Source organism: Ectobacillus panaciterrae DSM 19096, from assembly GCF_000430785.1.
In the GTDB taxonomy this organism is placed as follows: domain Bacteria; phylum Bacillota; class Bacilli; order Bacillales; family Bacillaceae_G; genus Ectobacillus; species Ectobacillus panaciterrae.
Window position 1 is genome coordinate 77,239 of the sequence record NZ_AUMR01000018.1, and the last position, 22,502, is coordinate 99,740.

Genomic DNA, 22,502 nt, shown 5'->3' on the forward strand with positions numbered 1-22,502 from the left:
AATTAAAGGGTTTTTGTTTAGCATATAACTTAGAGGAGTGAACGTATTGGCAGGAATTATTTTATCCATATTATTAGTCATACTTGTTGTTGTGTTTGCGGCGTTGTCGGTAAAAATCGTTCCCCAACAACAGGTTGGTGTTGTAGAACGTCTTGGGAAGTTTAACAGGCTGATGCGTCCCGGATTAAATATACTTGTACCTATTATTGATCGAGTACGTACGTATCACGATTTACGTATTCAACAAACGACTGTTCCCCCACAGGCGGTGATAACTCGTGATAATGTGCATGTGTCAATAGACACTATCATCTTTTACCAAGTTATTGATCCTGAACAGGCTACTTACGGCATATCAAACTATGTGAATGGTGTGCGCAATATTACCAGTGCTACAATGAGACAGATAATCGGTAAGTTGGAACTTGATGAAACGCTCTCTGGCCGTGAAAAGATTTCTTCTGAGATCCGTATTGCCTTAGACGAAGCTACTGAAAAGTGGGGAGTCCGTATCGAACGTGTAGAAGTAGTCGATATTAAACCACCGCAAGACGTCCAAGAGGCAATGGAAAAGCAAATGAAAGCTGAAAGAAATAAGCGCGCTATCATTTTAGAGGCTGAGGCGGCTAGGCAAGATACGATTTTGAGAGCTGAAGGGGATAAACAAAGTAAAATCTTAAAGGCTGAGGGTGACAAGGAAGCAGCTATAAGAGAAGCAGAGGGTATACGTCAGGCAAAAGAATTAGTAGCCATAGGTAATGCTAAGGCTCTTGAAATCGTTGCTGAGGCAGAGAAGAAGAGAGTGGAAGCGCTTCGTGAATCTGGACTAAATGAACAAGTGCTTGCTTATAAATCCTTTGAAGCCTTAGGGGAAATAGCGAAAGGACCGGCAAATAAGGTATTTATCCCATCAAATGCCGTGGAAGTTTTAGGGAGCTTGGGGGCAGTTGGAGAGATTTTTAAAGAAAAGAGAGACTAATATTTTGCTTAAGACAAAACTTTAGTAATTATAGAGGGCATTAATGTAGAGTAGTGTTATCCCAGGTTCAACTTTTTTATTGGACCTGGAATAACACTTTTTTTGTGATAAAAATGTCTGTTTTTTGCCTGTTAAAACACTTACAGAAAATTATAACATAGCCTTTTTTAAAGAAGGCTATGTTAAAGAATGATGTTGATTTTCTTCTTTAACTACCATGTGAGAATGTAATTTTCTTACATTTTCTGTGGTGAAGCTCTGCTTCATGGTTGGTTAAAGGGGCAGGTTAGTTGAGTAACGATTGTGAAATAGTTCTTGTTCAACTAACTTCGGTTTGGTAAAATCATGTAAAGTGTTTTGGGGGAATAAGTATGATTAAATATCCGTTTTTAGAAAAAGGAGCAACGATAGGAGTAACAGCACCTTCATCTGGGGTACGAGTTGAATTACATGATATGTTTAGACTTGCATGTAGTCGTATGGAGATGAAAGGATTTAAGGTCATCTGTGGAGATACTGTTTGGAATCAAAGTAAAGCAAAATCGTTACCTGCCAAAAAGCGTGCAGATGAGTTTAATGAAATGATGCAAAATGATAATATCGATATCATTATTCCTCCTTGGGGTGGGGAACTATTAATTGAGATACTAGAATATATTGATTTTGAAAATATAAACGAAAAGTAGATATTAGGTTATTCAGATACAAGTGTATTGTTATTGGCAACCACTTTAAAGACAGGGATAGCAACTGCTCATGGAACTAATTTAATTGATTTAAGAGGAGAATATTCGGATGATACGACAGCAATGTGGCAATCTGTTTTATCAACTAAAACGGGAGAATCAATTCTTCAATATTCCTCAGCAAAATATCAAAGAGAATGGCGACACAATAACCCTTCACTTTGTGTATTTCATTTAGCGGAACAAACATATTGGAAAACCACTTCAAATAATAGTGTAAAGATACAAGGGCGGTTACTTGGTGGGTGTATAGACGTAATAAGACATTTGATTGGCACACCATTTGGCGATATACAAGGTTTTAGAAAACAATTTCTCAATGATGAATCTGTGTTATGGTATTTAGAAAATTGTGAATTAACAGCAACGGATTTACGTAGGTCATTAGTTCAAATGAAATCAGTAGTCAGATAGATTCTTACATACTATATACAAGTGAATAAAACAACCGTCTTCAATTTGTATGAAGAATTATGGATATAATGTTATAAAGAGAAAAGGAAGAGGTAAGTAATATGTACGAACCCAAGTTTTATATTGTATTTGATATCGAACGAAATTTCAGACCTTACCAATCGGATGCTCCGACAGAAATTGTTGATATTGGAGCTATCAAGATTGAAGCGAACACAATGAGCATGATCGAATTTTTCTCTGCACTTGTTAAACCAACCGCATCCTTATCTCGTCATACAACAAAACTAACGGGAATTACAAAGGAAGATGTAAAAGGTGCAGAGAGTTTTCCACAGGTGATTGAGAAGTTCCGTGAGTTTGTTGGAGAAGATTATATGTTCGTTACTTGGGGTAAGGAGGATTATGGATTTCTAACGAAAGATTGCGTGCTGCATGACACAGAATGTCCTTACCTTGGGAAAGAAGTTCGCTTTGATTTGCAGCGTTTTGTGTTTCATGCATATCAGGAATTGTTCCCCAATCAACCTAATTTAAAATTTGCAGTAGAGCAGCTTGCTTTAGAATGGGAAGGTGAGCAACACCGCGCCTACGCAGATGCAAAAAACACGGCAAATATCTTCCTCACAGCGATTAAGCAAAAAGATATTCATAAGTCGTACAAGAGAAATATTGAATTCGTTTTTGTAAAAGAGGGTTCCCTAACTGATAAGGGGAAAAAGATAATGAAAAGATGGGTATTTAAGGAATTGAAAAGAACCGGGGTCTCTCAACTAACATGGGATTGGTTTATAAATAGCAAGACATGGGAGAATGTATCGGAACAGTATCACTTCAATGATATAACAGTACTACTGTTACAAAACTACTTCCCGACAGCTTTGAAGAAATCACAGCAACAACTTCAAATATTAGCTGCAATGAATAGCCAAGAAAACCAAACACTATAATGTATGTTATGTTAACTGGGCATGTATGGAGGAGATATAATAAACAGCTCATGGTATTGTGAAAAATTTGATTTGTTTGATGATAGAGTATTGATAACGCTGATTATGTGAACGAGAAAACCACCTCCCGTCGGCTTTCTTCATGTCCAAACAATGCTTAGCGTATATTTCCATTAAAATATGGGTGAATCTAATAATAACTAAAGAGCCTTTGCATGAATCCAAAGGTTTCTCTCAACGTCTTTTCTGTTCGGCAATGGACAAAATCCATCTCGAACTTATAAAATGTATTTATATAGCATTCTCATTTGGTCAGAAACAAGAGACAAATCATCATTTGAAGAAATTACACCACAGCAACAAGTTGAATATACATGGAAATAATATAGAAAAAAGGGGATGTAAATACATCCCCTTTTTTCTATATTATTTCCAATCGGACAGGCTCGTTTGTCCACTTTTATGAATATACAGTAGTGAGACAAACTAAGGGGTGTTATTATGTATTATCAAAATCCTTTTTATCCGCCGTATCCGCCATTTTCGCCATGTCATCCATGTCATCCGTATCCGCAGCAAATTTGCTGTACAACAATCTATCCGACGTATCAACAACCAACTTATGTTCAACCAGCTTATGCTCAACCAACTCAGGTTCAACCGGCTTATAGCAATCAACCGAATCAACCGAATCAACCGACTCCGTATGGGCGCAGATTCTAATTCGAGTTCACGAAGAGTAGAAGGTTAATAAAAAAACTTCTATTTTGTAAGTAAGGGAAAGGAGCCTGATGAAGGGCTCCTTTTTTATATCGAAAACATAATATTATTATGTAAATTTAAATTGTAAGAAGCAAAGAACCGTCATTCTTCGCTTGCAAACCATGCTTTATTTAAGAGTAAAATAGCTTCTTCTATTTCTTGTTCCGTCAATCCTCCAAAGCCAATAAGAATCCGAGAGAGAAATGGCGATGAATCAGCATAATAAAGGGAAACAGGGTACACCTTTACTTTGTATTGTGCCGCTGTATGTATCAACTGCTCTTCAGCCATGCCGTTCTTGACATCCAAAACGATATGAAGTCCGGATTGCGAACCGATTATTTCTGTATGATTTCCCATATAACGCTCGATAGCAGCAATAAGAGCCTTTTGTTTCTTCTTATACAATGTCCGAATACGGCTTAAATGGCGGTGCCAATGCCCATCCTTCATAAAATGGTACATCGTAAGCTGATGCAGCTTAGATACGGTCTGCTTATAAATAGTGCCCCTTTCTTTATAAATCTTCAGCAATGCAGGCGGTAAAATCATGTAGCTCATTCTCACGGAAGGCAGAAACGCTTTGGAGAATGTTCCAAAGTATATAACGCGCTCGTTTGTATCGAGTCCTTGCAGTGCCGGAATCGGTTTTCCGACATAGCGAAACTCGCCGTCATAGTCGTCCTCAATAATATAGCCGTTTCGTTCATTTGCCCATTGCAGAAGTTCCAGTCTTCGTGCAAGCGGCATGATCATTCCGTACGGAAATTGATGAGAAGGGGTGATATAGACGGTTTTTGCATTTGTTTTCTGCAAGGACGCTACATGGATGCCTTGCTCATCTAAATCGATATAAGAGACAGAGAGGCTGCTGCTTTGAAGCATCGCCCGCACTCTATGAAAGCCGGGATTCTCCATAGCATACTCATCATCTGTGCCGATTAATTGAATGAGCAGCCAAAGCAAATATTGTGTACCTGCGCCAAAAACAATTTGATCAGGGGAGCAAACAACACCGCGTGAGTGATATAAGTATTGACAAAGTTCACTCCGCAGCTCTGGTTCACCCTGCGGGTCTTCTGCAGTAAACCATCTTTCTTCGTTAGTGTACAAGCAATCTGTTGTAATTCGTTTCCAGATGGTAAGAGGGAACACGGAGGCGTCTACATGTCCTTGGCTGAAATCATAGGAAATAGCAGGAATCTTTTGTTTAGCTGTTATGCAAAAGGATTCTTGTTTTCGTTTCATTACATCATAGGAAACATCCGCTGCATACAATCCTTTTTTCGGCTTGCTTTCTGCGTATCCTTCTGTCAATAGCTGCTGATAGGCGAGCTCAATTGTATTGCGGCTTACTTGCAGATGCTCCGCAAGCTTCCGGTGAGACGGCAAGCGGGTGCCGGCAGTAATTTTTCTATTCAATATTTCTTCTTTAAAATACTCATAGATTTGTATGTACAGCGGCTTGTTTATATCATGCCGCAGGTTTGGGATGATTTCTATCAATCTGTTTCACCTCTCATCTGCCCCTATAAAATAGTTGAAAACTGCCACTGTTAAAGGAGGCAGTTTTTTCATAACATTAGGATAAATTATTTTCAATCTTTTGTATATAAGGAGGAAAACAAAATGTCTTATTGTATTCAAGAGCTTCAAACGCAAGAAGAACTGCAGCGTGCGCTTCCTGTCATGCAGGAGCTGCGTCCTCATTTGGATGAAATGAGCTATTTTGACTTGTACAATGAAATGAAGAAAAGCGGATATCGATTGATTGCGCTGTCCGATGAAGCGGGCCAGCCGATGGCGCTTGCTGGTGTGGCTGTCTGCACGAACTTTTATAATTTAAAGCATGTATATGTTTATGATTTAATAACTGCTTCCGTACATCGTTCAAAGGGATACGGTCATGAGCTCCTTTCTTACGTAGAACGATGGGGAAAAGAGAAGGGCTGCACGTATATTGATTTAACATCAGCGTTTCATCGTGTGGATGCACATCGATTTTATGAAAGGGAAGACTACATGAAAAAGAGCTTTTCGTTCGGAAAGGCGCTTTAAAGAAGAGAGGCTCCTAAAATAGGAGGCTCTTCTCTCTTTACTGATGGTATAATATAGAAAAAAGAGGTGAGACGAATGGAGCAAAAGGCGGAAATTTGGACGAGGGATGACAGATTCACGATCAGTACCAATAAAGCGTACTTGGATGTGGACGTAATTCACAAATACTTGAGCGAAGATTCGTATTGGGTGAATGGCATCTCGAAGGAGCTTGTGAAAACGTTCATAGAGACTTCTTCGTTATGCTACGGTATTTATGAAGGAGATCCGAAAGGCGCAAAGCAGGTGGGATTTGCACGTGTCGTGACGGACTTCGTGCGCTTCTCTTGGCTTGGTGATGTGTTCGTTCTGCCGGAATATCAAGGAGCCGGTTTGGGGAAATGGCTGATGAGTATCATTATGGAACATTCGCTGTTGAAGGGGACAGCTTTTAATCTTAGTACGAAAGATGCACATACATTATACGAAAAGTACGGATTTCAAGTTGTAAAAGATCCGGGAAACAAAATGATTCGCCCGGTCAATTGGGATGCGGTGTACGAGGCACATGGGCTGACAAAAAATGCATATAGTAAGGGATAATTGTATATGCGGTTCGGTGTGAAGCGGAATAGTCAAGATAGAGCAATTGAACTGGGTTTGTCCTCTCTTTTCGCTAATAAGATATATTAGATTTCTTTTGGACAAACGCAAAAAGTATAAAATTAATTTTTATAATTTTCAAATAAAAACTTGTGAAATAGTAATTTGTTGAGTGATAGCTCGCAGGAAATAAAGCAAGAAATGTAGAAATAGGGAGAAAAGGGAGACACTGACATCATGAATTGTCCATTTTGTTATATTGATAGCATGCAAGAGTAAAGCATCGTACTAAGCAATGAGCATTGTTATTCCCCTTTTTTCAAATGAACCGTATGCTGGCCGCGGGATTCGGAGCTGGCTTAAGCAAAAGAGGAACAAACGAACTTATACATAAACGGAGGTGGGAGAGATGAAGCAATACTTTGAGCTTGGTTTTTGTGTCGCATCTCTTGCCGGTGTTGCAGCGGTGTTGCTTCAGGACTGGACGCTTCTGTACCGGTTTTCCGGCGTAATCGGCATTACAGCTGTCGTATTCGCCTCGCTTGTATTGGCGACAATCAATCACAAGCGCTCTTACACGGGAACGCCGGTCAGGGCGGCGCAAGAAAAACGAAAGCAATACGCGGCGGCTTTATTTGTGTTCAGCATTCCGAATTTAATGGCAGCTGCATTGTCGTTATTATTGAAGTAAAAGGATGTGCAAGGGATGAAACCGGTAAGCTTACTTGGGAATAAAGCTGTCGTTATAATGGAGAATATTTCGATTCTATTCGAATGGGAATTTTAAGAGAAGAATGGGAAAGCCGGTCCGCAACATGAGGACCGTTTTATATTGTAAGAAAGTATAAAACTTTGGGGGTAGGAAAAGGCTTGTTCATGGTCTTGCTTCATCAGTTTCCGAATCATAAGGATTCCGTCTTTTGAAAAGTATGTATTTTAGAAATTTCATGACAAACAAAAAAGACATGCAACCCCAAATTCTATGTTTAGTTCTAATGTTTTAGGAAAAACTAGGAAAGAAACAGAAAAGGAGGGAATGTGTGGTGGATCATCCAATTCAAGGCCTAATGAGAGCGGCCATGGAAAATTTAAAAGAAATGGTTGATGTGAATACAATCGTCGGAGAACCGGTGCAAACGGCAGACGGAGGAGTCGTTCTCACTGTTTCTAAGGTAGCGTTCGGATTCGGGGCAGGAGGAAGCGATTTTTCCGGTGACAGAGGAGAGACGGAAAATCATGCGTTCGGCGGCGGGAGCGCCGGCGGAGTCTCCATTTCGCCTGTTGCTTTTCTCGTTGTGAACAATGAGGGCGTCAATATTCTGCATCTGCAAAATACAACGCATCTTGCGGAAAAGGTAATCGATTTAGCGCCGCAAACGATTGACAAGCTGCAAACGATGTTCGGTCAAAATAAAAATCAGCAAAACCATACAGATCATATAAACCCTGCACCAAAGATAAATCCAAATGATTTGATATAACCGGAACCTGTGGAAACGCAGGTTCTTTTTTTGTAATATAAATGTAATATTTATAATTAAAATGTAATGGTAAAAATAGACTGTTTTCGAGTGTTTCGCTATGTTTATAAAAATTTTCATGATAAAATAAATCGTAGCATTTAATCTATAAAAAGGTGGCTAGGTGCTTTGTCTGGAGGATCTGACCAAGTAAAAGATATTATTTATATTAATGGAGACCGCCGCAACCATTGTTTCCTTACATCCGGCATAACATTCCGTGAATTTGCCAGCAATATTCCATCCCCGCTCCATAACGTACTCCTTTTAAAGCATGACTTTGAATGGACTGATTATAACTATCATACCCTTTTGGAGTATGTAGAAGAAGAGAACATGCAGAAGCTTATCTCGGCAGATGTGGAGCAATTCGGCGAATTTTGCTGGATTGATTTTGATGATGTGAACGATCTTGAAGAACTGGAGCCGTTAGAAATTGCCGAGCTTTTATATTTGGCTCATAAAAAAGAGCCGATTGGAAAACCATTTTTCCCGTTATTAAAAAACAAATATGTGTACTTATCCCATGATGACGGCTGGTTCAACAAGATGTATTACAGAAAGCTGCAGGACTTTACCGGACTTCTCAGCAAGGTCATTCCTTATAAGCTTGGATCATTTGGAAAGAAACGATTTATGTTATTTCAAAAAACAAAAATCTATCCCGCTATTGCAAAAGAGGTAGTGAACCAGCTGCTTCCTTTTACAGAGGATGGATTGTTAATTGACTTGACGAATAAAGCTGAAACGAGAAGAGGTTTGGAGATTCCAGTCTATGTCATTGGTTCCTTCACAAATACGGATGAGATTATTGAAAATCTTGACGAGTTAAAAGCGGAAGCTCATGAAAGAGCATGGTTACTCTTTGACAAAAAGGATCAGGAATGGAAGTGGGCAACGGAATGAGAAAACTTGACTGAGGCAGTCAAGTTTTCTTTTTCGTTAAGAAAGGAGAGAGGGATGAACAAATCATTTTTAATTACAGGAATTATAAGTTTATTATTAGTAGTTCTGTTCATATGGACACGTCCTGGTGAAGAAAAATTTGATCGGCATATGAAGGAACAGTACGGCATTACATGTCGTGAGGGAAGCTTTACATGCAAAGAAGCTGATGGAGAGCTGGAACTGATTGGAACAAATATGAGAAATGGTGTTTTCTTCATGACGATTGAAAAGAAATTTCAAACGAACACGGGACAAATTAAAACTGTTAAAGCGCTAGGTATGCTAGGCGCATTTTGGGACACGTCTGTAACTGAAAAATAAGTTCTGATTGCTGAGCTCTTTCTCATATAGTAGAGGTAAGACAAGCCTTTAGGGGGAGAAAGAGATGAAGGAATGTATGGCATGCGGAGGCAGAGAGTTCTTTACGTCGACCTTATATGCACGGACAAAGCAGGAATGGGCGTATGCCCCAAATATGTATCGTTTTGAAAAGGTTTTTATTGAAGAACGCGATGAAGAAAATTACCCGGTGTTTCAAGAGATTATCGCACACCATTGCCAAAACTGCGGTCATATTATGCTGTTTCATAAATAACACACCAAGCGCACTTGGTGTGTTATTTTATTTAAAATGCCGAGATCATCAGCGGATACAGCAAGCTGAACAAAACGGAAAATCCGCCGAAACCAATCGCGGTGAAACCAAGGGTTCTGGCTCCGTATCTCACAGCCAGAAGGCCGATGACCACGCCGAGCGAACCGAACACGAGCGGATAAAACGTGATGGAAAACAGCGCGAGAAAGAGCGCCACATATCCTACGATAACGCTCGTATCCGTTTTGAAAGTCAACAGATTGCGGCCTTCACTTTTGGCCATGTACAAACGTCCTGGTGCCAACTCGGCAGCGTATTCCTCGTTATCGTGATGATGCAAACGATACTTTTTGACACGGTTCAATCGTCTCAATGGAATCCCTCACTTTCCAATGGGGGTATTCCTATTTTGCGCATTGTATAGAAAAAGATAAGAGTTACTTTCTCCCATATTGTTTTCCATCCATTTTGGACTTATAAAAGGAGATGCTCGTATGTATGTAGAATACGTGCATGGATAAACTAATGAAAGGCGGGGATATGCATGACGTTTAAGTGGCACGAAGCAGCACAGAAGAAATGGGATGAGAGTGCTGCATTCTGGAATCAAAATAGTCAAGAAATGTGGGATACAGGAAGCAGAAGCACGATTATTCCGTTTTTTAAAACCTTCGTGAAGCAAGGCTCGTCCGTGCTGGATGTGGGCTGTGGCGATGGTTATGGTACATATAAGCTGAGCAAAGCGGGTTACATAGCATGTGGTGTGGATTTATCTGAGCAAATGGTGCAAATGGGGAAGGAGCGCGGGGAAAGCGATATGCTTTCTTTCGTACAAGGAGACTTATCAGCCATCCCGTTTGAATCCGAAACATTTGACGCTGTACTTGCGGTGAATTCCTTGGAATGGACGGAACAGCCGCTGCAGGCGCTTGAAGAAATGAAACGGGTGCTGAAACCAAATGGCACGGCATGTGTCGCTATCTTAGGACCGACGGCGGCACCGCGCGTGAACAGCTATCGCCGCTTGTACGGAGAGCATGTGATTTGCAATACGATGATGCCGTGGGAATTTGAAAAGCTTGCAAAGGAAAATGGTTTTTCTATCTTAGACGGAATCGGCGTGTACAAACGAGAGGTAAAGACAGAGCAACTGCAAGAATTGCCGGAAGAGCTCAAGCAGTCCCTTACATTTCTCTGGGTGTTCATGATGAAAAAACAGTAAATCCGCTGCTAAGCGGATTTTTTTACGAGAAGGGAATTATGTAAAGTAAAAGCTGTGTATGTAAAGTGAATAAAACAAATAAAAATGAGAGTTGTGGAGTCGACTCTCATTTTTCTATCATTCCACATTTAGGAGAAGGCGCAGTAGCATAACCCTCATTTATTTTAGAGAAAATAGGCGTCTTAGTTTTTCAAGTTATCATCCAACAGAAACAGCATTCACTCTGTTTACGTTAATACGAGTAAGACCAGGGAAGGCATTGAAGTTAGATAAAAGAAGGTTTCCGTTTTGGAAGCCCGCGAAAATACCGCGAGCCGGTGCTTGATCATCATATTGGAGAACAACTGTTGTACCAGAGTTAAGCGTTCTTAAAAATCTAGCAATGCTGTTTTCCGTTTTGTAAATAAAAAGATTCCATATGTCCAAATTAAGAATAAGTACAACATATTAAAATGGCTGTATACACAATGCCTTCTTGCTCTAAAAATGAAGCTGGATACAGCGTAGTCGATAAAGAAGCGAATATTTATATAAATATGTATGAGAATGTTCACTTTTACGAGGAAATAAGTGCAGGAAATAATGAAAATTGATATAATATTTCCAAGATACTAATTTAGGAGGAAAAGGCAATGACAATGACAATTATTTTACCAACGAAATCTGATATTGAAATTGCACAGGAAGCAAGCATGAAGCGTATTCAAGACATTGCCGCGCAATTGGATATTCAAGAAGAAGAGCTTGAGCCGTACGGGCATTATAAAGGCAAGCTTTCATTACATATTTTAGATCGCCTCAAAGACAAGAAAGACGGAAAAGTTGTACTTGTCACGGCAATCAATCCTACACCTGCCGGAGAAGGAAAATCCACTGTTACAGTCGGACTTGGCCAAGCTTTTCACCAAATCGGCAAGAAGGTTGTCATTGCTTTGCGTGAACCATCTCTTGGACCTACGATGGGGGTTAAAGGAGGAGCTGCAGGCGGAGGTTACTCGCAAGTTATTCCGATGGAGGATATTAATCTGCATTTCACAGGCGATCTTCACGCCATTACAACGGCCAACAATGCGTTAGCTGCACTTATCGACAATCATATTCAGCAAGGAAACGAGCTGCAGATTGATACGCGGAAAATCGTATGGAAGCGCTGTGTAGACTTGAATGACCGCGCGTTGCGGAAGGTCGTGATCGGTCTTGGCGGTCCAATGCAGGGTGTTCCTCGTGAGGACGGCTTTGATATTACGGTTGCCTCTGAAATTATGGCGGTGTTCTGTCTTGCGACGGATTTGGAGGATTTAAAGGAGCGTCTTGCACGCATTGTCGTTGCTTATAATGTACATAACAGACCTGTGACGGTGCAGGATTTAGGCGTAGAAGGAGCATTGGCGCTTCTATTAAAAGATGCGATTAAACCGAATCTTGTACAAACGCTCGAGCATACGCCTGCTATTATTCACGGCGGTCCGTTCGCTAACATCGCCCATGGTTGCAACAGCATCATCGCAACGAAGATGGCAGCGAAGCTCGGTGATTATGTTGTAACAGAAGCGGGATTCGGAGCTGATCTTGGCGCAGAGAAATTCCTCAATATTAAGGCGCGTGCAGCCGGCATAAAACCGGATGCAGTTGTGCTTGTCGCTACGATTCGAGCTTTGAAAATGCACGGCGGTGTGGCAAAGGAGGCATTAAAAGAAGAAAATGTGGCAGCGCTTGAACGTGGCATGGCAAATTTGCAAAAGCATGTTGAAACGATTCAGTCATTCGGCTTGCCGTTTGTAATTGCGATTAACCGTTTCGTGAGCGACACAGAGGCAGAAATTTCGTTCTTGCAAGCATGGTGCAGGCAGCATGGCTATGAAGTATCCTTGACGGAAGTTTGGGAAAAAGGCGGAAAAGGCGGAGCCGATTTAGCAGCAAAGCTCGTGCATGCGATAGAAACGAAAGAAAATAACTATGCGCCGCTTTATGAATTGAATGAGCCGCTGGAAGAAAAGATTCGCACTGTTGCACAAAAAGTATACGGCGCAAAGGATGTAGATTTTACGCCGCAAGCCCGCAAACAGCTTACGCAGTTTGAAAGCGAAGGATGGGGGAACTTGCCGGTGTGTATGGCGAAAACGCAATATTCCTTATCCGACGATGCTTCTAAGCTTGGACGTCCGACTGATTTTACTATTACAGTTCGCGAATTAAAGGCGTCCGTCGGAGCAGGATTTATTGTAGCGCTGACAGGCGATATGCTGACAATGCCCGGTCTTCCGAAGAAACCGGCTGCCTTAAACATGGACGTGGACGAAAGCGGAAAGGCGCTTGGGTTGTTCTAGAGCAAAAAAGTATAAAAATTAAGTCATGTCTAGCTTAGGTGCTACCGCCTAAAAAAGAATGTGGCACGGGTTTCTCCCGTGCTGCGTTTTTCTCATAGAGTTGCTTTTCTCCCATGTTCTCGGTAAACTGTATAGAGTGATAAAGGAACGCCTTTCACATTGAAAGGCGTTCCGTTTTTTTGGAGGATAAAATGTTTGATCCAACCGTATATGAAAATTTGAAAGTGATAGCTGAAGGCGCCGTGTATGACCGTGACCTTGACGGCGAGATTCTCGTAACCAATCGTCGAGATCTTATTGATTTGGCAGCAATGAGCCGTACATATCATATTTCCTTTCAGCTTAGAGAGGAACAAACAAGCGCTGCTTTCATTTTAACGGCAGATACAAAAAATTTGGCAGGTGAAATTTTAGAGGAGCGCTTTGTCCCTGGCTGTCAATTGCAGCTTAAGTTCGCTTTTTCCTTATCCTCATTAGAAAGCTGCGGTCACATGCAACAGCTTTTTGAGGATATATGGGGCAAAGAGCGCATGATTACGCAGCGAATCTCATACGAATATAACAAGCAAGCGATTTCATATGAGGACGAAGTGACTATTTTCTTTCAAAAGGTTATTACAGAAGATCACGCAGATGACTTGCCCGTTATTATCGAATATATGATAAAGACACTTCATACACTAAAAGACATTCTTGAAAAATAGAGTTAAAGGAGAAACTGTTATGATAAAAGAAATGAAGCCCTTTTTAAAGCAAGCCTGGGAGAAGGCTGGTTTTCAAGAGTTTACAGAAGTTCAAAAAGATACAATTCCGCTTATTTTGGAAGGAAGAGATGTGATTGCCGAATCGCCGACAGGAACCGGTAAAACATTGGCATATGTCTTGCCGTTACTACATAAGATCGACGCGGGCATACAAAATCCGCAGGTAGTTGTGCTGTCGCCTACGCGCGAGCTCGTTATGCAAATTCATAACGAGGTGCAAAAATTCACGGAAGGAAGCAATATTTCCGGTGCATCTTTAATCGGCGGTGCAGATATTAAGCGTCAAGTAGAAAGATTAAAAAAGCATCCGCAAGTGATTGTCGGTTCGCCAGGACGCATATTAGAGCTTATCCGTATGAAAAAGTTAAAAATGCATGAGGTAAAAGCGATTGTATTCGATGAATTTGATCAAATGATAAAGCAAAATATGACAGGATTTCTTAAAGACGTCGTGAAAGCAACGATGCGCGATCGGCAGCTTATGTTCTTTTCTGCTACAATGCCGACAGCGGCTGAGGATGCGGCCCGCGAATTAGCCAATGAACCGTCTGTCGTTCGTATTAAGAGAAGCGAAGAAGCAAGTCGTGTCAAGCATCTGTATATTGTAGGGGAAGTTCGGGAGAAACTGGATAACATCCGCAAAATTATTCATATGGACAATGTGAAGGCTGTTGCGTTTATGAACGATCCGTTCCGTCTCGACGATATGGCAGCAAAGCTGCAGTTTCGCAAAGTTGCAGCAGGCGTCATTCATTCTGATGCGAAAAAACAAGAGCGTGCAGAAACGCTTCGTGCCTTCCGTCAAGGAAAAGTACAAATTGTGCTCGCAACAGATGTGGCAGCCCGCGGTTTAGATATTGAAGGACTGACGCACGTTATCCATTTAGATTTGCCGGAAACGGTAGATCAATACATTCATCGTTCCGGAAGAACAGGGCGAATGGGGAAGGAAGGTACGGTCATCTCTCTCGTTACCCCAAATGAAGAAAAGAAATTGCTCCAATTTGCGAAGAAGCTCGGAATTGAGTTTGAAAAGCTGGAGATTTATAAAGGAAGTTTTGTTACGAAAAAGCCGCCGGCGCCAAAGAAAAAACGACCGACATTTACCGGTCGCAAGAAGCCTAGATAATTCTAGGCTTTTTCTATTGCCTCTGCTTTCACTAAATAGTCAACAATCCCCATTGCGCTCACTTCCATATCAAGCTGTAAAATTTCATATACCATATGAGAAGCAGGTACGCCTTGTTCAGTCAAATAGGTGCGAATATCAGACATAAGCTTTTCCGTGATTTTTGCAGCGGCAGCTTTATCATCTTTTTCTTTTGCTAATACATCTTTGCCTGTTTGTACAAAATGAGGCAGCCAATTTTCAATTTGACGGCATACCCCTCGAACATGCGAGGATTTGCCGTAGTGCCCGAAATAAATATGATATACCCCCAATGCATGAATGCGGTGTAAGGAGCTCAGCATCGCTTCCGGATCAAACTGAGAAGGAGACGTGGACGGGAGATAGAATTCCACGTTGCAATCCATCAGCTCACGGTAATAAATGCCGATTGTATCACCTGTAAAAATACCGTTTGTCAATGAATCATGAATGCTCAGATGATGCTTTGCATGACCAGGTGTGTCGTAGAAAGTAAGAGTGCGGTTGTTCCCAATTTCCAATGTATCTCCGTCTTGCACTGTAATGATTCTCTCTTCAGATACAGGCAGAATAGGAGAAAACAAAGAATCAAATTGTTCTCCATATACAGCTTGCGCCCCTTGAATCAGCTTTGTCGGATCAACTAAATGGCGAGCGCCGCGCGGATGGACGATGAGCTTTGCGTTCTTGCATTTCTCCATCAAGAGTCCTGCAGCACCGGCATGGTCCAGATGAACATGGGTTACAACGATGTAAGCGATATCATCCAATTGCACGTTCAGTGCTTCCAATCCTTTTAAAATATAAGGAAGGGAAGGGCTGGCACATGTTTCAATCAATGTAATTTTTTCGCCTAACAATACTGCGGTTCCAGTACGTCCGGCGCGTCCTAAATCGTAATCATCAATTAAATACAGCTGTTCTCCTAATAATTCCGGTGTGCTCATTCTAATCTCTCCCTCCAAGTTATGGATACTACTATTATAAGACGAAAAGAAAAAGGAAGAAAACAAGTTTTCTGTTTCCTTCCAAATATGTAAAATTTATAGAGTAGGGGTACTAGTTTTGAGTACGTTTACCAAGTTTCATCACGAAATACCCGGCAATTCCGCCGATTGTTGGAATAAGGATCATGCCTGCAAGGTTGAACCATTTGCTTACAAACATATGATTCACATCCATGAACCAACCTAATATTAAAAGAGTGATTATGTAAAGCACGAAGTAAAACTCACGATCGGAAAGTGTCTCCTGTTGCACGTGTTTCATTGCATTGCACCATCCTTTGCTGCGTCTAAAGTCATTTTGGCACATTTTAGATAATGTACCGTCACAAAATGTTCGCAATCTCATTGTATAGGATAAGCATTTTACTGTCTAGTATATTCTTGTGTTTATTCAGAATATTTCGAAGTCGATTCGTTCGACTTTACGGTATAAAAACTTTATGATATAAGTATCGAAATTATTTTAAAATAGGAGGCATTCTTATGTCTATTTATGATTTTCAAGTTGAAACGATGAAAGCCGAAAAGAAGTCTTTGCACGATTATGAAGACAAAGTACTCCTTATTGTGAATGTTGCCAGCAAGTGTGGATTTACACCACAGTACAAAGGGCTGCAAGCATTGTATGAGCAATACAAGGAACAAGGATTTGAAGTGTTAGGATTTCCATGCAATCAGTTTATGGGACAGGAACCGGGCAGCAATGAAGAAATCTCCAGCTTCTGTGAGCTGAACTATGGTGTAACTTTCCCCGTATTTGCAAAAGTGGATGTGAATGGTGATAATGCGGATCCTTTGTTTAAATATTTATGCAATGAGGCGCCTGGCATGCTTGGGTCCAAGGCAGTCAAATGGAATTTCACTAAGTTTTTGGTAGATCGAAACGGTAAAGTCGTGGAACGCTTCGCTCCGCAAAAAGCGCCGGAAGAATTGAAGTCTGAGATTGAAAAATTGCTGCACGTATAGGAAAGAATGCCTCTCGTTCTAATCAGGAACGAGGGGCATTCTTGTTCAGCAGCTGTATTACATTCTTATCTTCTATCAAGGAAATATTAACTTTATGAAGGCATGTATACCGCTTCTCGTATTAGCCGGAAACAGTGGAAGCGCAGAGAAAGCCCGCCTTTTGTTAATGATTGGTCATTTTGAGCAGCTGCGAGACTGTCACGAATTTGTACCCTTGCTTTTGTAAGGACGGGAGAATGGTTTTGAGTGCCTCGACTGTTTGCGACTGATCTCCGCCCCCATCATGCAGCAGGACAATATCTCCATTGTGCGCCTGTTTTATGACATGATCAACAATCTTGTCCGAGCCGGGGGAAGCCCAATCTCTTGGGTCTTGGTGCCATGCCCATAAGATGATTTTGTATCCTTGCTGGTGGGAAGCCTCCAGCAAATCCTGGTCGATATATCCGCCGGGCGGACGGAAGTACAAGGGACCGTTGGGCTGCCATTTTTCGATCAGAAGCTGCGCACGCATTATATCTTGCTGCATTCTCTCCAGCGTCACTCTATTGGCGTACGAGTGAGTCATCGTGTGATTACCGAGTTCGTGCCCTTCCTGCACCACGCGGCTCACTACGGAAGGGTAGCACTCCATGCGGTAGCCGATTTCGAAGAATGTGGCATGTCCATTATATTGCTTTAAAAGATCGAGAATTTGAGGAGTATAAACAGGGTTAGGACCGTCATCAAATGTAAGGGCAATGATTTTTTTCGGTGTTTGAATGTTCCATATGACTTGGCCGGTCGGCTCCACTTCTGTTCTTTTGATCATTTCTGCGTGAACTGAAGGATCTGCACAAAATAAGCAAAGCATGATGAACAGGGAAACCATGGATTTCAAGATTTTCAAATATACGCACCTCCTTTGTGTTAATAGTATGGAATGCTTGTTTCGGTGTATTCCTGCAAAGTGTCACAGTCGTATTCCAATTTATACAATAAATGGAAAGAGGGTTTGCAAGATGGCATACAGAATTAAAAATACACTGATTTCAGAAACGGAAATTAAGCAAAGAGTAAAGCAATTAGCAGAAGAAATTGAAAAAGATTATAACAATGAAGCAATCTTCCTTATCATTGTTCTTAAAGGATCTTTTGTATTCGCCGCAGATTTGATTCGCGAGATGAAGGGCGATATTAAAGTCGATTTTATCTCCGTTTCCAGTTACAACGACCAAACAGAAACGACGGGGAAAGTAAAGCTTTTGAAGGATCTGGATGCTAATATTACGAATCAGAATGTAGTAGTAATTGAGGATATCATCGACAGCGGACTTACGCTGCATTTTTTGCGGGATCATTTACACATGCACAAGCCGAAGCAAATTAAAATTTGCACGCTCTTAGACAAGCCCGAGAGAAGAAAAGCAGACTTGCCTGTTGATTATATTGGTTTTGTCATTCCTGATGAATTCATCGTCGGTTACGGCATTGATTACGCCCAAATGTATAGGAATTTACCTTATATTGCGACAGTGGAAAAGTATTAGAAATTCATAAACAAAGGCGTCCTGCCACTACACAGTACAAAGGTGCCCATAATAAAAGCGCAATTATGGAAGCTTCATCGAAATGGATCGATATAAAACAGTTATTGAGGAATTACTCCCTGATGATGAAGATAATCCGCTACAATGTGAAATTGAAACAATAGAACTGAGAAAGTTGCTCTTAGTATGGTTTAAAGAATTAGTACAGTATAGAAATGAAAGAGGGAAATTAGAGAAAGAAGAGAAAGAAAAAATATTAAAATGGATTGAAGAGCAACAGCAAATTGGAGATAAATTAGAACAAAATCTGTAAAGAACAATAAGAAAGCGCCTTAAGTAACGGTAGGTGGAGAGCTAGTTGAGTTGAACAAAACAAATCATACGAAGTAGGGGGAGGCAATGAAACAGAAAATTTTAGAGATGATTAATCAACATGAAGAAACAGCCGATTTTGATGAGGAAATAGACGACAGCGTTGTAAAGGGGATAGAGAATAAGCTGGGCGTTACGTTTCCTGAGAGTTATCGATGGTTTGTAACGAATTATAATGCTGGAGGAATATGCGGGGTGTATATTCTAGGATATGAAAGTCCAGAAGAAATCTCAGTGGTCGAATCAACAGAGCGGCAAAGAAAGTTTGGGTTACCTAAGCCCTATGTTGTAATCGAAGATGTGGATGATTTTGTGTATTGCCTTGATACGGGGAGTATGAAAGAAGGAGAGTGTCCTGTCATAACATGGGATCGTGTTTCAGGAGCATCTCCTATTCGATATAACACTTTTTATGATTATGTAATTGATCGTTTTCAAGAAGCGATTGATAATTGGTAATTATGAATGTTTAAAGTTCATCAGTTTACGGCAGAGAATCAAGATGGAGAAATTGTATGTTAAATAAATTTAATCAATTGCCTGATAAGGTATCGGCAGATGAACTAAAAAGGCTTTTTACCTCTTTTTTAGATTACGTTGAGAAGGAAGAACACCAAGATACAATGGAGATCTCTGAAGGTTTGCTGGAGTTAGCTGATAAGCAATGGCATACTTACGAAAAGTTAGACGAAATAACTAAGGACAGAGTCGAGGATTGGGTTTCCCAGAATTGGAATGTGAATTCTGTTGATTTAGTCGATGTCACCCTTTCCATTATAGGTTACTTAGGGCTTGAAAAGAGTTATGAAATGGTTAAACAAGAATTGGATAAGTCTATTAAACATGAGATTCGTAAAATGATAATGGACACAGTGGATGAATATGGAGATGATGTATTCGATCCATATTCAGGAATGAAATAAAACATAACCTCCTGTTGAACAGGAGGTTTATTTTTGTTTTCTACACAAATTTTATTAAGGAGCTCTTCGTTATTGCTCTTACATGAACAAGGTTTCAATCTGTATGAAAAACAGTACTTTGCAAAACATTAATGGAAGGTTAGCTAAATATTCAAAGCGTTATTAAAATGGACAAGGACGGTATACAGGATGCTTTTTAGATACAAGTTTTTAATAGCGATTAGTTTTTTAGTTCTTTTTATTGTTGATCAGCAAGTGTTTGCAGAAGTGGATTATGTAAAAATGGCTTTTACAAGAAACCATGATCTTTGGATAAAAGTAGGTGACAAAGAAAAACAGCTCACACATGGAGAGTTTGTCACGAATCCCAAATGGTCTTATGATGCAAAATGGATTGTATATGCGAGAGGAAAAGAAGAGAATCAAATGTGGCTTTATGATATAGAGAACGATAAACATATACACCCTTTTCTAGCCGAAGCAACAAATTATCAATGGGCTCCTAATAAAGATGTGTTGGCATTCCAATCTGATGGTGTTTTAAATATGATTGATGTTCGTAAATTGGAAAAAGGATTTGAAAATATAGCTTTAGGAGTAGGAAACTATTCATGGGTTCCAGGGGGGAATGGGTTTTTAGTTTCTTCTATGGCTAACTTACTTCCGACAGGGTGGACTGGTGTTGAACTATTCAAAGTCCCGATTGATGCAAAGATGGATTCGAGTAAAATCAAACATTTCTATACACTGCCAAAACAGTCAAATGACTTCTTTGCTATATCGACAAGTACTTTTAAATGGTCAGCTAATCAGAAATGGATTGCTTTTTTAGCCATTCCTACGGCTTCATGGTCCATGGATAGTGATTCGCTCTGTGTGATTTCAGCAGATGGACGCGAGTTTGAAACAGTTGATAAGATGATTATTAATGAGAACTGGTTTAAATGGGCACCAACTAAAACTACGTTAGCTTATATAGAAGGAGAGGGAAGATTTGCTCTTGAAAATAAGCATCTAAAGTTGAAGGAGTTACCTGCATTTAGACAGAATGTATTTACTCCGAAAGGGTATGTCGATTGGGATTTTACATGGCATAACGATACGCTTATTACGATTTCAAGAGCAAAGGAGTCGGAGTGGTCCAATGACCCTAAAAAAAGACCACTACCAGTGCTGTATCAGGTTAACGTTCAGAACAATCATCAAGAAAACATTACTTCTCCACCAAAAGGATACGGGGACTATAATCCATATTATTTAAAACGTATAAGAAAATTAACATGGCTTAGATCAGACGGTGAACATACAAATATGTGGATCGCAAATGCGGATGGCTCAAACGCAAGAATTTGGATAAAAAATATTGATTCAATGATAGGATATTATGAAAAAAGAAATTGGGATGAAGTGTTAGGTATATATGAGTAGATAATATATAAGCAGCTTTGGTGTTAAATTAAAGCCCATTGGAATTTTTCATATCCAATAGGCTTTATTAGTTTTAAGCTAGGAAGTGAACATGTAGCAGGCTAAATAAGCACCTTAGCAGAACGAAGGATGCCCTTGTTTACTATTGCTTAGGCATTGTTTCTTTTAGAACTTTAACAGAATGGGCGAATTGCTCTGTTTCTTTTTCGTTCAGGTTGATTTTAATAAAGTCGCATATGTTAAAATATCGACCGGATTGTACAAGGGGAAACAAGAGGAGCCAAAACATAAGCGATAAAATAATAAAACCGTCTGCTTGAACAGACGGTTATTTCATATGCAGTAAGTAGCAAGTGATTGTTGGCGCTGCAGTAATACAAATCCGCTTACATCGGTGGATGGGCCTGCACACTCAATTACAAATCCGCTTGCCACTAGGCAATCGACGGCGTGTTGAGCAGAACGGCCGGGTCTGAGACGGCTTGTACATGGGTAGGCACTTCCGATCACATTTGCTGTAACAATCGTAAGCTGTGCACTCGGGTCTATAGGATTTCTTTCAAATGTAATGAGAACAAGGTCCGTAGGTCTTGGAATTGAAACCAATAAAGTTCCCTCCTTATAAGAAGAGTTATACTTTATATAATGTTTGTCCGATAAGTTGGCTTGTTTCAATATCATGGTTTTGAAAAATAGGCGGGTTTGCGTGAAAAAACCTCTAATTCCAAGAATGCAATCCCTTCTTTTCCTAGAACAACCGCTAGAAGTGTTATTTCTATTATTGGCGGTTCATAAAGGTCTACTTTTTCGAACAGCCGAACTCCACGCTGATTATGTAAAACAATAAACTCCCTATCTAAAAAAGATAAGGAGTTTATTTGATTATCTTATTCAGAAAGTCTTTATTTATAAAATAAATAAAGACTTTCTCAGGCTGTAGAGAAAGTCTTCTCTACAGCCTTTTTTGTGTCTGAACGCCTTTTCATCTGTTCATACTGATAGAAAAGAGGAAAAGGAGCGATGTCCCATGATGGGAGCACTGAAAAATCATCGAGATGAGCGTGTAATGGTTTCTGTTGAAGAGTTAGTTCCACAAGACCACTTTTTACGTGCCGTGGAAGCAACGATTGACTTTGATTTTATAGAGGAAAAGTTACGTCCTTACTATTGTAAAGACAATGGTAGACCTTCGATTCATCCCATTACTCTTTTTAAAATGATGTTTATCGGCTATTTTTACGGCATTCGTTCAGAACGGCA

27 protein-coding genes and 1 pseudogene are annotated in these 22,502 nt (G+C 40.3%); 22 read left to right on the forward strand and 6 right to left on the reverse strand.

Features of this window, described 5'->3' with window-relative positions; genetic code table 11:
- Nucleotides 1-46 precede the first annotated feature (46 nt).
- From H540_RS0107040 to H540_RS33025, 4 genes and pseudogenes are all read left to right on the forward strand, one after another.
- The gene (locus H540_RS0107040) at nucleotides 47-979 is read left to right on the forward strand and encodes an SPFH domain-containing protein (RefSeq protein ID WP_028400030.1); all 933 of its coding nucleotides are present in this window, start codon (nucleotides 47-49) and stop codon (nucleotides 977-979) included.
- Between the two features lie 371 nt (nucleotides 980-1,350).
- Nucleotides 1,351-2,124 (forward strand): annotated as a pseudogene (locus H540_RS29135) (S66 family peptidase); the annotation flags it as partial.
- 116 nt (nucleotides 2,125-2,240) lie between these two features.
- Nucleotides 2,241-3,089 carry an exonuclease gene (locus tag H540_RS0107055; RefSeq protein ID WP_028400032.1) on the forward strand — a complete coding sequence of 283 codons (849 nt, stop codon included), beginning with the start codon at nucleotides 2,241-2,243 and terminating at the stop codon, nucleotides 3,087-3,089.
- Nucleotides 3,090-3,590: 501 nt separating this feature from the next.
- Nucleotides 3,591-3,812: a hypothetical protein gene (locus H540_RS33025; protein WP_155890969.1), complete on the forward strand. Its 222-nt coding sequence runs from the start codon at nucleotides 3,591-3,593 to the stop codon at nucleotides 3,810-3,812.
- A 141-nt stretch (nucleotides 3,813-3,953) separates the two neighbouring features.
- Here the strand turns inward: H540_RS33025 and pdxR are convergent, their stop codons facing one another.
- A complete protein-coding gene (gene pdxR / locus H540_RS0107065; protein WP_051317017.1) occupies nucleotides 3,954-5,354 on the reverse strand; it encodes a MocR-like pyridoxine biosynthesis transcription factor PdxR in 1,401 nt (466 codons plus the stop codon).
- 126 nt (nucleotides 5,355-5,480) lie between these two features.
- On the opposite strand from pdxR, the gene H540_RS0107070 reads away from it, so the two are divergent.
- The 7 genes from H540_RS0107070 to H540_RS0107105 all read left to right on the forward strand — a co-directional run bounded on the left by H540_RS0107070 (nucleotide 5,481) and on the right by H540_RS0107105 (nucleotide 9,554).
- Nucleotides 5,481-5,909, forward strand: coding sequence for a GNAT family N-acetyltransferase (locus H540_RS0107070; RefSeq protein WP_028400034.1), 429 nt, complete (start codon nucleotides 5,481-5,483; stop codon nucleotides 5,907-5,909).
- Nucleotides 5,910-5,984: 75 nt separating this feature from the next.
- Nucleotides 5,985-6,491, forward strand: a complete 507-nt coding sequence (locus H540_RS0107075; RefSeq protein ID WP_028400035.1) for a GNAT family N-acetyltransferase — start codon at nucleotides 5,985-5,987, stop codon at nucleotides 6,489-6,491.
- Between the two features lie 409 nt (nucleotides 6,492-6,900).
- Nucleotides 6,901-7,182 carry a DUF5316 family protein gene (locus H540_RS0107080; protein WP_028400036.1) on the forward strand — a complete coding sequence of 94 codons (282 nt, stop codon included), beginning with the start codon at nucleotides 6,901-6,903 and terminating at the stop codon, nucleotides 7,180-7,182.
- 352 nt (nucleotides 7,183-7,534) lie between these two features.
- A complete protein-coding gene (gene ytfJ, locus H540_RS0107090) occupies nucleotides 7,535-7,972 on the forward strand; it encodes a GerW family sporulation protein (RefSeq protein ID WP_028400037.1) in 438 nt (145 codons plus the stop codon).
- Between the two features lie 168 nt (nucleotides 7,973-8,140).
- On the forward strand, nucleotides 8,141-8,917 hold the full coding sequence (locus H540_RS0107095; protein WP_028400038.1) for a hypothetical protein: 777 nt from the start codon (nucleotides 8,141-8,143) through the stop codon (nucleotides 8,915-8,917).
- Nucleotides 8,918-8,971: 54 nt separating this feature from the next.
- Nucleotides 8,972-9,280: a hypothetical protein gene (locus H540_RS0107100; RefSeq protein ID WP_028400039.1), complete on the forward strand. Its 309-nt coding sequence runs from the start codon at nucleotides 8,972-8,974 to the stop codon at nucleotides 9,278-9,280.
- Nucleotides 9,281-9,344: 64 nt separating this feature from the next.
- The gene (locus H540_RS0107105; RefSeq protein WP_028400040.1) at nucleotides 9,345-9,554 is read left to right on the forward strand and encodes a hypothetical protein; all 210 of its coding nucleotides are present in this window, start codon (nucleotides 9,345-9,347) and stop codon (nucleotides 9,552-9,554) included.
- A gap of 31 nt (nucleotides 9,555-9,585) precedes the next feature.
- Here the strand turns inward: H540_RS0107105 and H540_RS0107110 are convergent, their stop codons facing one another.
- Nucleotides 9,586-9,837 carry a hypothetical protein gene (locus H540_RS0107110; protein ID WP_245592189.1) on the reverse strand — a complete coding sequence of 84 codons (252 nt, stop codon included), beginning with the start codon at nucleotides 9,835-9,837 and terminating at the stop codon, nucleotides 9,586-9,588.
- Nucleotides 9,838-10,098: 261 nt separating this feature from the next.
- Between H540_RS0107110 and H540_RS0107115 the strand changes: the two genes are divergently transcribed.
- The 4 genes from H540_RS0107115 (at nucleotide 10,099) to H540_RS0107130 (ending at nucleotide 14,996) form a co-directional block, all read left to right on the forward strand.
- A complete protein-coding gene (locus tag H540_RS0107115; RefSeq protein ID WP_028400042.1) occupies nucleotides 10,099-10,776 on the forward strand; it encodes a class I SAM-dependent methyltransferase in 678 nt (225 codons plus the stop codon).
- A gap of 638 nt (nucleotides 10,777-11,414) precedes the next feature.
- On the forward strand, nucleotides 11,415-13,103 hold the full coding sequence (locus H540_RS0107120; protein WP_028400043.1) for a formate--tetrahydrofolate ligase: 1,689 nt from the start codon (nucleotides 11,415-11,417) through the stop codon (nucleotides 13,101-13,103).
- Between the two features lie 191 nt (nucleotides 13,104-13,294).
- Nucleotides 13,295-13,807, forward strand: coding sequence for a hypothetical protein (locus H540_RS0107125; RefSeq protein ID WP_028400044.1), 513 nt, complete (start codon nucleotides 13,295-13,297; stop codon nucleotides 13,805-13,807).
- A gap of 19 nt (nucleotides 13,808-13,826) precedes the next feature.
- Nucleotides 13,827-14,996 (forward strand): DEAD/DEAH box helicase, encoded by a 1,170-nt coding sequence (locus H540_RS0107130; protein ID WP_028400045.1) that lies wholly within the window; start codon nucleotides 13,827-13,829, stop codon nucleotides 14,994-14,996.
- A 2-nt stretch (nucleotides 14,997-14,998) separates the two neighbouring features.
- On the opposite strand, the gene H540_RS0107135 is transcribed toward H540_RS0107130, so the two are convergent.
- The gene (locus tag H540_RS0107135) at nucleotides 14,999-15,964 is read right to left on the reverse strand and encodes an MBL fold metallo-hydrolase (RefSeq protein WP_028400046.1); all 966 of its coding nucleotides are present in this window, start codon (nucleotides 15,962-15,964) and stop codon (nucleotides 14,999-15,001) included.
- A 112-nt stretch (nucleotides 15,965-16,076) separates the two neighbouring features.
- Nucleotides 16,077-16,286 (reverse strand): DUF3925 family protein, encoded by a 210-nt coding sequence (locus H540_RS0107140; protein ID WP_028400047.1) that lies wholly within the window; start codon nucleotides 16,284-16,286, stop codon nucleotides 16,077-16,079.
- Nucleotides 16,287-16,507: 221 nt separating this feature from the next.
- On the opposite strand from H540_RS0107140, the gene H540_RS0107145 reads away from it, so the two are divergent.
- Nucleotides 16,508-16,990 carry a glutathione peroxidase gene (locus tag H540_RS0107145; protein WP_028400048.1) on the forward strand — a complete coding sequence of 161 codons (483 nt, stop codon included), beginning with the start codon at nucleotides 16,508-16,510 and terminating at the stop codon, nucleotides 16,988-16,990.
- Between the two features lie 163 nt (nucleotides 16,991-17,153).
- On the opposite strand, the gene H540_RS0107150 is transcribed toward H540_RS0107145, so the two are convergent.
- Nucleotides 17,154-17,861 carry a polysaccharide deacetylase family protein gene (locus H540_RS0107150; RefSeq protein ID WP_425388090.1) on the reverse strand — a complete coding sequence of 236 codons (708 nt, stop codon included), beginning with the start codon at nucleotides 17,859-17,861 and terminating at the stop codon, nucleotides 17,154-17,156.
- A 130-nt stretch (nucleotides 17,862-17,991) separates the two neighbouring features.
- Between H540_RS0107150 and hpt the strand changes: the two genes are divergently transcribed.
- The 5 genes from hpt to H540_RS0107180 all read left to right on the forward strand — a co-directional run bounded on the left by hpt (nucleotide 17,992) and on the right by H540_RS0107180 (nucleotide 21,242).
- Nucleotides 17,992-18,519: a hypoxanthine phosphoribosyltransferase gene (hpt, locus tag H540_RS0107155; protein ID WP_028400050.1), complete on the forward strand. Its 528-nt coding sequence runs from the start codon at nucleotides 17,992-17,994 to the stop codon at nucleotides 18,517-18,519.
- Nucleotides 18,520-18,601: 82 nt separating this feature from the next.
- On the forward strand, nucleotides 18,602-18,832 hold the full coding sequence (locus H540_RS29140) for a hypothetical protein (RefSeq protein ID WP_051317015.1): 231 nt from the start codon (nucleotides 18,602-18,604) through the stop codon (nucleotides 18,830-18,832).
- Between the two features lie 86 nt (nucleotides 18,833-18,918).
- Nucleotides 18,919-19,350, forward strand: coding sequence for an SMI1/KNR4 family protein (locus H540_RS0107165; protein WP_028400051.1), 432 nt, complete (start codon nucleotides 18,919-18,921; stop codon nucleotides 19,348-19,350).
- Nucleotides 19,351-19,406: 56 nt separating this feature from the next.
- A complete protein-coding gene (locus H540_RS0107170; protein WP_028400052.1) occupies nucleotides 19,407-19,814 on the forward strand; it encodes a hypothetical protein in 408 nt (135 codons plus the stop codon).
- Between the two features lie 189 nt (nucleotides 19,815-20,003).
- A complete protein-coding gene (locus H540_RS0107180) occupies nucleotides 20,004-21,242 on the forward strand; it encodes a TolB family protein (RefSeq protein WP_028400053.1) in 1,239 nt (412 codons plus the stop codon).
- Nucleotides 21,243-21,575: 333 nt separating this feature from the next.
- Here the strand turns inward: H540_RS0107180 and H540_RS0107185 are convergent, their stop codons facing one another.
- On the reverse strand, nucleotides 21,576-21,848 hold the full coding sequence (locus H540_RS0107185) for a hypothetical protein (protein WP_028400054.1): 273 nt from the start codon (nucleotides 21,846-21,848) through the stop codon (nucleotides 21,576-21,578).
- A 421-nt stretch (nucleotides 21,849-22,269) separates the two neighbouring features.
- On the opposite strand from H540_RS0107185, the gene H540_RS0107195 reads away from it, so the two are divergent.
- Nucleotides 22,270-22,502, forward strand: a 233-nt coding sequence (locus H540_RS0107195; RefSeq protein WP_034670497.1) for a transposase, incomplete at its 3' end; no start/stop codon positions are given.